We start from the raw sequence: 14,468 nt of genomic DNA, 5'->3' as shown, positions 1-14,468 counted from the left end.
CGTTTTACGATCTGACCCATGGCACGCGTATCCCAGGAGCACCTCGATGCCCGCCGTCGGCAGATCCTCGGCGGGGCCGCGCGGTGCTTCGCCCGCAACGGCTTCCACGGCACCTCGATGCAGGACGTGCTCAAGGAGGTCGGGCTCTCCGCCGGAGCCGTCTACCGCTACTTCGCGGGCAAGGACGAGCTGATCGCGGCGATCGCCGACGAGGCCTTCGAATACATCCGGCGGGCCTTCTCCGAGGCGGCGGGGATCAGCCCACCGCCCACCCCCGACGTGCTGCTCGGCCGTGTGGTGCGCGGGGTGTTCACCGGGCAGGTGTACGGGCTGGAGCGGCGCGCCTGTGCCGCGCTGATCGTCCAGGTGTGGGCCGAGTCGATGCGCAACGAACCGCTGGCCAGGACGCTCGGTGACGGATACACCGGCATGCGGGCCGGCTGGGCGGAGCTGGTGAAGGCCTACCGGGCGGCGGGAGTGCTGCGCGCCGATGTCGCCGCCGACGACGTGGCCCGCACGATGATCGCCACCGCCCAGGGGTTCATCGCGCAGGAGGCCCTGTTCGGCGGGGTCGAGCCGGAGGCGCTGGAGAACGGGCTGCGCGGCCTGATGTCCATCGAGCCGCTGGCGGCCGGTTGAGGGCGGGCCGGACGGACTGAGAGCCCGGCCCGAACGGGCCGCCGCCGTACGCCTGGCGCTCCCCGGGGGCCAGGTCCCGGGTTGGTACGGGGCCCCACCGGCACCCCCCTTCTTTTCGCCCGGCCGGTGTCATCCGGCTGACCGTCCGCCGGGCGCCGTCGGCCCCTGGGCAACAGCCCGCCGTGGGGCCCGCGTTCGAGGACCGGCCGCTCCACCCGTGGTGCTCGGGGGCGCCGCCGCGCTGACGCGGTCCCACCGTCCCGGCGGCCGTGTCCGCCCTGGCGTACGACGGCCGCGCGGGCTGCTGGGCGACGCCCTCCGGAATCCGTCGCCCGGCCGACCGCCCTGTACGGGACGGGAGTTCGCTCAGCGGGACAGGGCGCACCGGTTATTGGTTCGGTAAAGAAACACACGTACGGGCTGTTCTCAGGAACCCCACAGACGAAAGGATCCGCTGACGCACGAACAACGGCGCCGCCACGGGCGGCGCGTCACAGGGGGAGGTTCCATCTTGCGACGCACAGCAGTGCTCGGTTCGGCCGGCACCCTGATCGCGGGCACGCTCATAGCGGGGGCGATAGCCGCACCCGCCGCCAGCGCCCACGGCCGCCACCACGGCACGACGGAGGCGCGCGGGGTCCAGATCGCCGCGGACAGGGCCGCCCGGGCCGGGATCGACTGGACCGACTGCCCGGCCGACTGGGCGATCGCGGCACCCATCCAGTGCGGGTGGGTGACCGTACCGCTCGACTACACCAAGCCGGACGGCAAGAAGATCAAGCTCGCCGTCGACCGGCACGTCAGCACCGGCACCAAGGCGGAGCGCCAGGGTGCGCTCGTCTACAACCCCGGGGGACCCGGCGGCTCCGGCATGGCTTTCCCCAAGCGGATCGTCAACAAGAGCCCGCTCTGGACGAAGACCGCCAAGGCGTACGACTTCGTCGGCTTCGACCCGCGCGGGGTGGGCCACTCCGCGCCGATCTCCTGCGTGGACCCGCAGAAGTTCGTCAAGGCACCCAAGGCCGACCCGGTCCCCGACAGCGAGGCCGACAAGCGCGCGCAGCGCACGCTCGCCGCCGCGTACGCCAAGGGCTGCGCCGAACGCAGCGGCGACATGCTGCCGCACATGACCACCCCGAACACCGCACGCGACCTGGACGTCATCCGCGCCGCGCTCGGCGAGAAGAAGCTCAACTTCCTGGGCGTCTCCTACGGCACCTACCTCGGCGCGGTCTATGGCACGCTTTTCCCGTCCCATGTGCGGCGCATGGTCGTCGACAGCGTGGTCAACCCGGCGAAGGACAACATCTGGTACCAGGCGAACCTCAACCAGGACATCGCCTTCCAGGCCCGCTGGGACGACTGGAAGGCCTGGGTCGCCAAGAACGACGCCGTCTACCACATCGGTGACACGCCCGCGAAGGTCGAGAAGGCGTGGCTGACCCTGCGCGCGGCCGCCAAGAAGAAGCCGCTCGGAGGGGTCGTCGGCCCGTCCGAACTCATCGACTTCTTCCAGAGCGCGCCCTACTACGACTCCATGTGGGCCCCCATCGCCCAGACCTGGAGCGACTACCGGGGCGGCGACACCCAGGCGCTGATCGACGCCGCGGCCCCCGACCCGTCGGACATCGCGGGCAACGCCTCCGCGGAGAACGGCAACGCCGTCTACACCGCCGTGGAGTGCACGGACGCCGCGTGGCCCACCAACTGGAAGACGTGGGACCGCGACAACACCCGGCTGCACCGCGACTACCCGTTCATGACATGGGCGAACGCCTGGATGAACCTTCCCTGCGCCACCTGGCCCGTCAAGCAGCGGACGCCCCTGGACGTCCGCACCGGAAAGGGCCTGCCCCCGGTGCTGATCGTGCAGTCCACGCGTGACGCCGCCACGCCCTACGCGGGCGCCGTCGAACTGCACAAGCGGTTCAAGGGCTCCCGCCTCGTCACCGAGAAGAACGCCGGATCGCACGGTGTGACCGGCCTGGTCAACCCCTGCGTCAACGAGAGGGTGGACACCTACCTCCTCACCGGCCGGACCGACCGGCACGACGTGACCTGCGACCCGCACGCCACGCCGAAGCCCTGAGCACCACGTGACGCCGTGGGAGCGGGCGGCCCGGCCCCGGCCGGCCACCGCTCCCACCCGGCCGCCGCTCCCACCCGGCCGCCGCTCCCACCCGGCCGCCGCTCCCACCCGGCCGCCGCTCCCACCCGGCCGCCGCTCCCACCCGGTCCCGCGCAGCCCAGTCCCGCGCAGCCCGGTCCCGCGCGGCCTCAGCCCCGCCGGTCGTGCCGCGCGAACCAGGCGTCCTCCGCCGCGTAGTCGAAGAGGGCGTCCCCGTAGGCCCGTGCCATCGCGGGGAAGGCCCGCGCCCACTCCCGCCCCCGCAGCTCGGAGACGATCCACTCGACGGTCGCGGGCAGCGACTCGGCGTACCCCGTCACCGGGCGGTAGCCCAACTCCCGCCCGGCCGCCGCCATGTCGTAGACGATCGGGTGCGCACTCGTCCACGGGGTGGCGCCGACATGCTCCTCGGGCGGCGGACCGGCCACCAGGACCGTCTCGGTCTCCCGGCCCAGCACGGCGTCCACGGCCGCGCCGATCTCGGCGACGGTCGGCGCCTGCGGGTCCCCGGCGTTGAGCACCCGTGACGCGGGCCGCAGCGCGGCGAGCCGGATCAGCTCGGCGACGTTGGACGCGTGTACCGGATGGAACCGGCTCGCCCCCTCGTAGGCCAGCACCCGCCGACGGCGCCCGTCCAGCGCCCGCTTGACGAAGTACAGCTCACGCGGCATCCGGCAGTACGTCCCGTGGACCGCGCCCGCCCGCAGCAGCGTCACCGGCAGCGCGCCGCCGGCCGCGAGCAGATCGCGCTCCAGGCGGATCTTCCGCGTCACATAGGTGTCCCCGCCCGGAGCGACGGTGGGCTGCGCCTCCGGGATCGGCACCGGATAGCACGCGGCCCCCTCCGCTTCCCCCTGGGTGTCGAAGCCGCGCCCCCGGTCGTCCACGTACACCGCGCCGCTCGATATCACGACCGCCGAACCGATCCGGTCCGCCAGACCCGTCAACTGCGCGGCGTGGGCCCCGTCGTACGCGACCATGTCGACCAGGACGTCACAGCCCTCGCCGAGCACGGAGGCGAGGGCACCCTCCTCGTCACGGTCCAGGGCCACGGAACGCACCTCCGCGTCCCACGCGGGGTCGCGCCCGCCCCCGCGTGAGGCCGCGGTCACGTCCCACCCGTCCTTTGTCAGGGCCCGCACCGCCACCCGTCCGATCTGCCCGGTGGCACCCAGCACGCACACATGTCCTCTGCTCATGGCGACGACGCTACGGCGGGCGCACGCCCCGGACCAGAGTGATCTGCCGACAGCAGATTCCCCTCTCGGCGTCCCGCTCGCGGGAACTTCCCGGGGCGTCGCCCGGCCGGCGCCGCGCGCCGGTCCGCCGTACGCGCGGGGCCCGACGCCCTGTTCCGGGCGGCCCGGCCTCACCCGCGTCCCACGACCGCGTCCCTTCCGGCCGTCGAATATAGGTACACGTTCCGTAATACGCGCCCGGTGACTCCGTCCGAGTCGGTCACGCCAGGCATCGGATGGCGGGCCGGGACAAGGGCGCACCGCCTTTCCGACGTGGGCGATGTCAGCATGATGACAAGACCTTGATGGGATCGTCCGGGGTTGCATAACGTAACGGTGCTGCTGAAGCACGGCAGTTCGTGAAAAGCGAACCATATGCGACGGGGGTTTCCTGTTCCCGCGCGCACATGGCTCGGATGGTGTCGAGCGGGCCGACGGAAGTGCTGGGGGGTATTCCTTCGAGTCGCCCCTCCGCTGGGTGAATGTTCAATCAACGACGCTTGTCAAAAACACGACGAGTTGGGGAAGCGTGAACATCTTCATTTCCGGTCGTGGTGCTTTCGCGGTTCAGGTCGCGGAGGCTCTCGACGACGCCGGTCACACACTTCTGGGAGCCGCCTCCCCCGCGTTGCGCAAGGGGCGCACGGACGACAGCGACCCGATGGCGTGGGATCGCGTCCGCGCCTGGGCGTTTCCACGTGACATTCCGTGGACGGAGGCGAGCGAACTGCGGGAGCACCACATCCCGGAGAAGGCCGACATCATCGTCGCCGCGCATTCGCACGCCTTCATCGGCCGCAGGACCAGGGCGCGGGCCGGGGTCGCGGCCATCGGCTACCACCCGAGTCTGCTGCCCCTGCACCGGGGGCGGGACGCCATCCGGTGGGCCATCCGCGACGGCGACAAGGTCACCGGCGGAAGCGTCTACCACCTCACGGAGCGCACCGACGGCGGACCGGTCGCCGCGCAGGAGCACGTCATCGTGCCCCCGGACTCGACGGCCGAGAGCCTGTGGCGCGAGCATCTGGCCCCGCTGGGCGTGCGGTTGCTGCTGCGTGTGGTCAACGACCTGGCGAACGACGTGCGCATCGAGGTCCCGCAGGACGAGAAGCTGGCCACCTGGGAGCCGTCCATGGACTCGGCCCCGCTCTACAAGCCCGAACTGATCGCGCTGCCGGGCAACCACGCCTCCACCGCCGACAAGTGGGCCCTCATCGAGCGCTGAGCCGGCGGCGCGCGGCCGCGGCCGCCGCCCCCGCGCGGACGCCCGTCGGTCACGTCCTCTCCACGAACACCCGACAGGAGATTCCGACATGCTGTCGAACAGCAAGCTCATCACCGTGGATTCGCTCACCGAGCAGAGTCTCCACGACCTTTTCGCCCTCAGGTGCGTCGCCGTCCGGGTACCGGAATTCTATGACCCGACCTATTCCAAGGCGTTGTCCGATCTGCTGTACCAGGAGATCGACGCATCCGTGAGCGGCGGTATCTACGAGAGCGACATCGACTCGTTCTGGAACGTCACCTCCGACCCTTCCCGGCGTGAACGCTACTTCGGCGGGGCCCTCCCTCTTCAGCAGAGGCTCCGAAGGCTCAGCGCGCCCCATCCCTCACCGATCGACCTGCTGCGCGCGACGCTCGACGAACGCTGGCCGGGCGGTTCCACCCTCATGTCCATGGAGGGCCGCAAAATGCCCTTCGGAATAACCCGGGCATGGCGTACCGGAAGCGAAGGCCTTCCGCACCAGGACGTACTGCACCGAGAATCGTCCGACCCGGAATTCAAGGCGATGGCCGGCCAGCTCGGGGTGAACATCTATTTCGACACCGCGGACGAGGGCGGCGAACTGGAGGTCTGGGACCACCGGGTGACGGACGAGCAGTACGCGGACATCGCCGAGCAGTACCCGGGCAGTTACGGATACCCCCGGGAGACGCTTCCGGAGTCGGCCGTGCTGATCAAGCCGGAGCCCGGCGACCTGGTGCTGGTCAACACGTCGTGCGTGCACGCCATCCGCAAGATCACCAAGGGCCGCCGGCTCACCGTCTCCGGATTCGTCGGCAACTTCGGAACCGACCTTCCCCTGCGCTGCTGGAGCTGACTGCGATGTCCCTTCCCCTCCCGTCCACGTACACGCCGACCGAGCTCCCCCCGCTGCCCAGCGGGTTCGCCGAGGGGCTCAAGGACGTCGTCCTGCCGGACCCGCTGGGCTTCGGCAAGCTGATGGCCCCGGTCATGGCGATCGCCCACTACCGCGACGGCTCCTGGGAGACGCCCCGCCTGGCCGAGCTCGGCCCGCTGGACCTCGCGCCGCACACCCAGGCCCTCCACTACGGCCAGGCGATCTTCGAAGGCATGAAGGCCTACCGGAACCTCGGCGCGGACGGCGGCCCGCCGCTGCTGTTCCGCCCCTACGAGCACGCCCGCCGCTTCAACCGGTCGGCGCTGCGCCTGGGCATGCCCGAGATCGACGAGCAGGTGTTCGTGCGCGCCCTGGAGGAACTGGTCGCCGTCCTGGAGCCGTTCGTCCCGGCCCGGCGCGGCCAGTCGCTCTATCTGCGGCCGACGATGTTCGGCGCCACCGCGGACCTGTCGGTGGTTCCGTCCACCGAGTTCTGCTTCGTGGTGCTCGCGACCCCCTCGGACGCGTTCTTCACCACGCCCGTCTCCGCCTGGATCGAGCGTCACTACAGCCGCGCCGGGGCCGGTGGCACCGGGTGCGTGAAGGCGGCCGGCAACTACGCCGCCAGCTTCGCCGCCGCGGCTCCGCTCCGCGAGAACGGCTTCCACCAACTGCTGTGGCTGGACGCGGTGGAACACCGGTACCTGGAGGAGTTCACCGCGATGAACGTCTTCGTGCGGCGCGGCGACCTCCTGTACACCCCGCCGCTGTCCGACACGATCCTCGCCGGGATCACCCGCGACAGCCTCCTCGCGCTCGGCCCCTCCCTCGGTCTGAAGATGGAGGAACGGCCCGTGGACATCCACGAGCTCACCGACGCCATCCGGGCCGGCGAGGACGTCGAGGTGTTCGGCTGCGGCACCGGAGCCGTCGTCGCACCGGTCGAACTCATCGGCGACGAGACGGGGATGCGGCTCCCGCTGCCGTCCCAGGCCACCGCGCTGGAGCTGCGCGAGCGGCTCCTCGACATCCAGCACGGCACCACCGGGGCCCCCGACGGCTGGCAGCACACCGTCGCCCCGCTCACCGACGGCCCACAGGCGTAAGGCGCGGTCCCATGAGCCAGACAGCCACCGAGAACACGCAGGGCGACGGCACGCTGTACGTCGTCGTCACCAACCACGAGGACCAGCACTCCATCTGGCCCGCCCACCGGGACCTGCCCGACGGCTGGCGGGCCAGGACCTCCGCGGCCGACCGGCAGACCTGCCTGGACCACATCGCGGAACACTGGACGGACATGCGTCCGAAGAGCCTGCGCGAACGGGAGCACCGCCCGTGATCCTGTTCTGCGTCCCCTTCGCGGGAGGCGGCACCGAGGCGTTCGACGGCTGGCGCGAGGCCCTCGCGCCGGTCGCCGAGGTGCGGGTGGCCCGGCTCCCCGGCCGGGGCACCCGCTACGGCGAACCCCTCGTCGACGCCATGCCGGCCCTGGTCGAGGACCTGGCCGCACAGTGCGAGGACCTCTCCCGGGGCCCGTTCGCCCTGCTCGGCTACAGCTTCGGCTCGTACGCGGCCCATGCCCTGGCGCTGCACCTCGCCGAGCGGGGCCGGGTCGCCCGCCGGCTGTTCGTGGGCGGCTCCCGGGCGCCCCACCTGCCCCCGCTGGGACCGGCCCGCCACCTGATGCGGGACGCCGAACTGATGGCGGAGCTGCGGGCGATGAACGGCACCGCCCCCGAGGTGCTGGCCAGCACCGAGTTGATGGCGATGTACCTGCCGATCCTGCGCGCCGACTTCCGGATCGCGGAGACCTACCCGCCGACCGCCGCCCCGGCGCCCTGTCCGCTGACCGTGTTCGGGGCGAGCCGGGACGCCTTCGTACCGACCGCCGACCTGTCCGCCTGGTCCCGGCTGGGCGGCGAGGACACCGAGGTGCGCGTCTACGACGGCGACCACTTCGTGATCCGCTCCGAGCGCCCGCTCATCTGCCGTGCGGTGCGCGCGCATCTGCTGCTCGACGCGCTGAACACCGCGTCCTGACCCCGACCGAGCCCGGCCACCGAGGACGTTGTTGCGCGATGAATCCTGACGCCACCGAATCCTTCCCCGCCTCCAGCGCCCAGCAGCGGCTGTGGTTCCTCCAGCAGCGGCACCCCGAGAGCCGCGCCTACACCGTGACCGAGGCGGTGTGGCTGCGCGGCCCCCTCGACACCGACGCGCTGGAAGGCGCGCTCGCCGCCCTGACCGAGCGCCACGACCAGCTCCGGGCCGTCTTCGAGTACCGCGACGGCACCCTCCTCCAGCGGATCGTCCCCCCGGCCGAGCAGCCCTTCCGGCTCGGCCGCCGCGCCGTCGCCCGCGAGGACCTGGACCGCTGGTTCGCCGACGAGACGGCCGTGCCGTTCGACCTGGCCCGGGGGCCGGTGTACCGGGCGACCCTGCTGGAGACGGGCGGCGACGAACGGGTGCTGGCCCTGTGCCTGACCCACCTCGTCACCGACGGCTGGTCCGCCGACCTCTTCTTCGCCGAACTGGCCACCGCCTACCGGTACCTGGCGGACGGCGGCACCCCCCGCTGGGACGGCCCGGCCGGCGACTACCGGCAGGCCGTCGAGGACGAACGGCGGTGGCTGGCGTCACCCGCCTTCGACGACCGGCTCGACGCGGCCGGCGCCGCGCTGTCCGGCGCCCCGCTCGCGCTGGACCTGCCGCTCGACACGGCGTCCGCCGACCCCGCCCCGGCTGGCGTCCGGCGCGTCCGCCTCCCCGACGACCTGGTCGAACGCGCCGAGGCCTACGCGGCCGACCAGGGCGCCACCCCCTTCATGGTGTACGCGGCCGCCTACGCGGTCCTGCTCTCCCGCTGGACCGGCCAGGACGAACTGGTCTACGGGACACCCGCGTCCGGCCGGGACCGCGACTCCACGGCCGTCACCTACGGGCTGTTCGTGAACACCCTGCCGCTGCGCGTCCGGCTGTCCCCGCGGGACGACGGCCGGGCGCTCCTCGACCGGGTCAGGGACGCCGCGCTGGAGGCGTACGGCCGGGCGGACGTACCGCTGGACCGGCTCGCCGCACGGATCGGCCACCTGCCCCTGCGCGCCCTCCTCGTGGTGCAGCCCGACGACCTGCCCCGGCCGCGGCTGCCCGGGGTGGAGACGGCGCGGTGGTTCGTCGCCCACCACCACACCAAGTTCGACCTGCTCCTCCAGATCGACCGCGGCCGGTTCGCCGGACCGGACGCCGCCGAGCCGGAGGACGGCTGCTTCGCCGCCCTGGAGTTCCCCTCCGAAGGGCTGGACGGGGCGACGGCCGACCGCATGCTGGCCCACTGGCGGCAGATCCTCGACGCACTGGTCAGCGACCCCGGCGCCCCCCTGGCCGGCCTCGACCCGCACACCCCGGACGAACTCCGGCAGCGGGCCGCCGCCCGGCGTCTGGACGCCGCACCCGCACCCCTGGACCCGGTCACCGCCTTCGCCCGGCGGGTGGCCGAGGACCCGGCCGCGCCGGCCGTGTGGACCGGTCACGAGTCCCTCGACCGGGCCGGGCTCGCCGCCCGTACCGGAGCCCTCCACAGCGCCCTGCTCGCCGCGGGCGTGGGGCCCGGCGACTTCGTCGGCGTCTGCCTGCGCCGCACCCCGGACCTGGTGGCCGCGCTGATGGCGGTCCTGAGCTGCGGTGCCGCCTACGTCCCCCTGGACGCCGGATACCCGCGTGAGCGGCTGAGGTTCATCGCCGAGGACGCGGGCTGCCGCCTGGTGCTCACCGAGCCCGCCACCCGCCAGTCGCTGCCCGCCGGAGCCGGCCCCTTCCTGGACGTGACCGAGGTCCGCCCCGTGTCCGAGGCGCCCGCCCCGTACCCGGCCGGTGACGAGCACCTCGCCTATCTGATCTACACCTCCGGCTCCACCGGGCAGCCCAAGGGCGTGGCGATCCCGCACCGCGCGCTGCGCGCCTTCCTCGGCTGGGCCCGCACCCGCTTCACCTCCGAGGACCTGGCGGTCGTCCTGGCCGCCACCTCCGTCAGCTTCGACCTGTCGGTGTTCGAGGTGTTCCTGCCGCTGGCGGTGGGCGGTTCGCTGCGGCTCGTCGACAACGCCCTGCACCTGGCCGGCCAGCCGGGCGTCCCGCCCACCCTGGTCAACACCGTCCCCTCGGCGATGACCGAGCTGCTGCGCGCCGGGGCGCTTCCGCGGGACGTCCGGGTGGTGAACCTGGCGGGGGAGCCGCTGCCCCGGACCCTGGCCGACGCCGTGTACGCGCGGGCCGGCTCGGCGCGGGTGCTCAACCTGTACGGCCCGTCGGAGGACACCACGTACTCCACCTGGCACGAGGTCCCGCGCGAGGGCACCGGGGAGCCGCTCATCGGACTGCCCGTGGACGGCACCAACGCCTACGTCCTGGACGACCGGCTCAGACCCGTTCCGGCGGGCGCCGACGGCGAGCTGTTCCTCGGCGGCCGTGGCGTCGCGCAGGGCTACCTCGGCCGGCCGGCGCTGACCGCGGAGCGGTTCCTGCCCGACCCGTTCTCCGGTGAACCGGGCGCCCGGATGTACCGCACCGGGGACCGGGTACGCGCCACCCGCGACGGAGCGCTGCGCTACCTCGGCCGCCGCGACAACCAGATCAAGCTGCGCGGCTTCCGCATCGAGACGGACGAGATCGAGAGCCGCGCCCGTACGCTCGACGGCGTCGAACAGGTCCTCGTCGTGCTGCGTGAGATGGCCGGCACCGAGCACCTCGTCTGCTATTGGACGGGCGGCGCCCCCGCCGAGGACGTGCGCGCCGCACTGGCCGCCGCGCTCCCCGCCCACATGGTCCCGCACGCCTGGGTGCCGCTCGACGCCTTCCCGCTGAACGCCAACGGCAAGACCGACCGGGCCGCCCTGCCCGCACCCGTCCGCGAGACCGGCGCGGACGGCCGGGCGGCCACCACCGCCGAGCGGGACGTGGCCGCGCTGATGGCCGAGCTGACCCACAGCGGCCCGCTCGGCGCGGACGCCGACTTCTTCGCGCTGGGCGGCCACTCCCTCCTCGCGATGCGACTGGTCTCGGCCGTCCGCGACCGGCTGGGAGCGGACATCGCGCTCGCCGACGTCTTCGCCCACCGCACCGTGCGCGCCCTGGCGGCCCACGTGGAGCGGGCCCTCACCCGCACGGTCGCCCTGCCACCCCTGCGCCGCAGGGACGGCGACGGCCACGCGCCGCTCGCCTTCGCCCAGGAGCGCATGTGGCTGGTCGAGCAACTGCGGCCGGGCAGCCCGATGCTGAACATCGGCGTCGCCGTACGGATCGGCGGCACCCTGGACCGCGCCGCCCTGGACCACGCCCTGTCGGCGCTGACCGCCCGTCACGAGGCCCTGCGCCTGCGCATCGACCGGGGCCCGGACGGGACACTGCGCCAGTGGGCCGAACCGCACCGGCGAGGACCGCTGCGCGAGCTGTCCGCGAACGGCGAGGCGGCCACCTCCGCGCTGCTCGGCGAGGCGCTCGCCGACCCCTTCGACCTGGCCACGGAGGCACCGGCCCGCTGGCTGCTGGTCGAGGAACCCCCGGACGCGGACGGCCGGCCCCGGCACGTGCTCGCCCTGGTCATCCACCATGTGGTCGCCGACGCCTGGACCCTGCGCCTGCTGCTGGACGAGCTGTTCACCGACTACACCACCGCCGCCGCCGGAGGCGCGCCACCGACCGCGCCCCGGCTCTCCGTCCTGGACTACGGCACCTGGCAGCGCGGGGCACTGGACCAGCCGGCCCTCACCCGGTCCGATCTGGCCTACTGGCGGGAACGGCTGGCCGACCCGCCGGAGCGGCTGCGCCTCGCCTTCGACCACCCGCCGGCGCGGGCCGTGACCTACCGCGGCGCCCGGCTGACCCGGCGGCTGCCCGACGAGGCGGTGCGCACCCTGCTGGCGGTCGGCGAGGACACCGGCGCCACGGCCTTCATGACCGTCCTCGCCCTCTACCAGGGGCTGATGGCACGGCTCTCGGGCCAGGACGACATCGTGGTGGGCACCCCCATCGCCAACCGGGACCACCCGGGCACCGCCGAGCTGGCCGGCTGCCTGCTCAACACCCTCGCGCTGCGCGGCGACCACAGCGGCGCCCCGACGTTCCGCGCCCTGCTGGCCGCCGGCCGGCAGAGCTGCCTGGACGCCTTCGCCCACCAGCGGACCCCCTTCGAACTGGTGGTGGCGGCCCTGGGCGTCGAGCGGACGGTGGAGCACACCCCGGTCTTCCAGACCATGTTCGTGCTCGACACGGACGGCGACGCGGCCCCCCGCGCGGACGGGCTGGACTGCACCCGGTTCGCCGTCCGCCCCGTGGCGACCCAGTACGACGTCACGCTGATGGTCGGCCGCGACACGGACGGCTGGCACGCCACCTGGGACTACCGCACCGACCTGTTCGACGAGACCACCCTCGCCGGATACGCCGACTGCTTCGAGACCCTGCTGGAGCAGGCGGCCCGCCACCCGGACCGGCCGCTGAAGACACTGCCGATGAGCACCGCCCACCGCGCGCGGGCCGCCCTGGAACGGGACCGCCCCGAGGCCGCCCCCGTCCCCTCGACCCTGCCCGCGCTCTTCGCCGAGCAGGTCGCGGCCCGGCCGGACGCACCGGCCCTGCACGACGACGACGGAATCCTGACCTACCGTCAACTCCACGAGGAGGCACGGCGCCTGGCGGAACGCGTCCGCGCCCACGGGATCGGCCCCGACGACCTGGTGGCCGTCGTCCTGCCCCGCTCACGGGCGTCCGTCACAGCACTGCTGGCGGTCGCCGAGGCGGGGGCGGCGTTCCTGTGCCTGGACCCGGCCCTGCCCGCCGAGCGCATGGCGTGGATCGCCCGGGACGCCGGAGTACGGCTCCAGCTGACCGACGCCGCGCTCGCCGGACGGCTGCCGCTCGACGCCGTACCCGCGATCCGCGTGGACGACGAGACCGCGACCGGTTCCGTGGCGCCGCCGACCGTGGCGCCGGGCCCCGACCACCTGGCGTACGCCATCTACACCTCCGGGTCCACCGGCACCCCCAAGGGCGTGCTGCTCACCCACCGCGGGCTCGCCCAACTGCGCACCCTGCACCGCGACCGGTTCGCGGCGGGCCCCGGCGCCCAGGTGCTCCAGTACGCGCCGTACTCGTTCGACGCGTCGGTGTGGGAGTGCGTCATGGGCCTGCTGACCGGGGCGTGCCTCCACCTCACCCACCCCGACCGGCTGCTTCCGGGGGCACCGCTGGAGGCGACGCTCACCGAGCGCGGGATCACCCACCTCACCATGCCGCCGTCCAACCTCGCGATGCTGCGCACCCTGCCCGGCACCCTGCGGCACCTGGTGCTCGCCGGTGAGGCGTGCCCCGCCGAACTGGTGCGGCGCTGGGGCGGGTCCGTCCGGCTGTGGAACGCCTACGGTCCCAGCGAGGCCACGGTCTGCGGCACCCTCAAGGACTGCGCCGGGCTGCCGGACGGCCAGGCGCCCACCATCGGTACGGCGTTCGCCGGCGCGCGGGCGTACGTCCTGGACGCGGGCCTCAACGTGCTGCCGCCGCACGTGCCGGGCGAGCTGTACCTGGGCGGCCAGGGGCTGGCCCGCGGCTACCTCGGCCGGCCCGCGCTGACCGCGGAGCGGTTCGTGCCTCACCCGTACGGGGCGGAACCGGGCGAGCGGCTCTACCGCACCGGCGACCTGGCCCGGTACACCGCCGACGGCGAGATCGAGTTCCTGGGACGCGCGGACGACCAGATCAAGCTGCGGGGCATCCGGGTGGAGCCCGGGGAGATCGAGCGCACCCTGGCCGGGCTCGACCCGCGGATCGCCGACGCCGCCGTACTCGTGGCGGGCGGCGGCGGGGACCGGCACCTGATCGGCTTCGTCGCCGGACCCGCCGGCCTGGACCCGGACACCCTGCGCGACGGCCTCGCCGCCCGGCTGCCCGGCTACATGGTGCCCGCCTGGCTGGAGCGGCTCGACTCCTTCCCGCTCACCGGCAACGGCAAGCTCGACCGCAGGGCGCTCGCCGCCCGCGCGGCCGGCCGACGGCGCGGTGCCGTCCCGGGCACACCTCCGCGCGGCCCGCTGGAGACGGAGATCGCCGCCGTGTGGCGGGAGCTGCTGACGCGTCAGGACATCGGACGTGACGAGAGCTTCTTCGCGGCCGGCGGGACCTCGCTGACCCTCACCCGGCTCCACGAACGGCTGGACAGCCGCTACCCCGGCTCGCTCAAGCTCGTCGACCTGTTCCGCCTGAACACGGTCTCCGCCATCGCCGCCGCCCTGGAAGACACCGGCGCCGCGGCGCCGGTCACCACCGACGTCAGCTTCCGACTGTGAG

At 73.4% G+C, this 14,468-nt stretch carries 9 protein-coding genes; 8 read left to right on the top strand and 1 reads right to left on the bottom strand.

Annotated elements, in window-relative coordinates:
• Window positions 1-18 precede the first annotated feature (18 nt).
• Together B9S64_RS02075 and B9S64_RS02070 are read left to right on the top strand one after the other, a co-directional pair.
• A complete protein-coding gene (locus tag B9S64_RS02075; RefSeq protein ID WP_103489472.1) occupies window positions 19-639 on the top strand; it encodes a TetR/AcrR family transcriptional regulator in 621 nt (206 codons plus the stop codon).
• A 511-nt stretch (window positions 640-1,150) separates the two neighbouring features.
• Complete coding sequence (locus B9S64_RS02070; protein ID WP_181012164.1) at window positions 1,151-2,728, top strand: alpha/beta hydrolase; 1,578 nt, start codon at window positions 1,151-1,153, stop codon at window positions 2,726-2,728.
• 188 nt (window positions 2,729-2,916) lie between these two features.
• Here B9S64_RS02070 and B9S64_RS02065 read toward each other — a convergent pair whose 3' ends face one another.
• Window positions 2,917-3,966, bottom strand: coding sequence for an NAD(P)-dependent oxidoreductase (locus tag B9S64_RS02065; protein ID WP_181012165.1), 1,050 nt, complete (start codon window positions 3,964-3,966; stop codon window positions 2,917-2,919).
• A gap of 568 nt (window positions 3,967-4,534) precedes the next feature.
• On the opposite strand from B9S64_RS02065, the gene B9S64_RS02060 reads away from it, so the two are divergent.
• The 6 genes from B9S64_RS02060 (at window position 4,535) to B9S64_RS02035 (ending at window position 14,467) form a co-directional block, all read left to right on the top strand.
• Entirely contained in the window at window positions 4,535-5,230 is a 696-nt protein-coding gene (locus B9S64_RS02060) for a formyltransferase family protein (protein ID WP_103489475.1), read from the top strand.
• An 88-nt stretch (window positions 5,231-5,318) separates the two neighbouring features.
• Window positions 5,319-6,107, top strand: coding sequence for a 2OG-Fe(II) oxygenase (locus B9S64_RS02055; RefSeq protein ID WP_103489476.1), 789 nt, complete (start codon window positions 5,319-5,321; stop codon window positions 6,105-6,107).
• Window positions 6,108-6,112: 5 nt separating this feature from the next.
• On the top strand, window positions 6,113-7,234 hold the full coding sequence (locus B9S64_RS02050; RefSeq protein WP_103489477.1) for a branched-chain amino acid aminotransferase: 1,122 nt from the start codon (window positions 6,113-6,115) through the stop codon (window positions 7,232-7,234).
• Window positions 7,235-7,245: 11 nt separating this feature from the next.
• The gene (locus B9S64_RS02045) at window positions 7,246-7,470 is read left to right on the top strand and encodes an MbtH family NRPS accessory protein (protein WP_103489478.1); all 225 of its coding nucleotides are present in this window, start codon (window positions 7,246-7,248) and stop codon (window positions 7,468-7,470) included.
• Window positions 7,467-8,171 carry a thioesterase II family protein gene (locus B9S64_RS02040; RefSeq protein ID WP_103489479.1) on the top strand — a complete coding sequence of 235 codons (705 nt, stop codon included), beginning with the start codon at window positions 7,467-7,469 and terminating at the stop codon, window positions 8,169-8,171. The genes B9S64_RS02045 and B9S64_RS02040 overlap by 4 nt, the downstream gene beginning before the upstream one ends.
• A gap of 38 nt (window positions 8,172-8,209) precedes the next feature.
• Entirely contained in the window at window positions 8,210-14,467 is a 6,258-nt protein-coding gene (locus B9S64_RS02035; RefSeq protein WP_103489480.1) for a non-ribosomal peptide synthetase, read from the top strand.
• The last annotated feature ends 1 nt before the right edge of the window (window position 14,468 follow it).

Source organism: Streptomyces sp. SM18 (genome assembly GCF_002910775.2).
In the GTDB taxonomy this organism is placed as follows: domain Bacteria; phylum Actinomycetota; class Actinomycetes; order Streptomycetales; family Streptomycetaceae; genus Streptomyces; species Streptomyces halstedii.
This window is presented reverse-complemented; position numbering and strand designations above follow the sequence as displayed.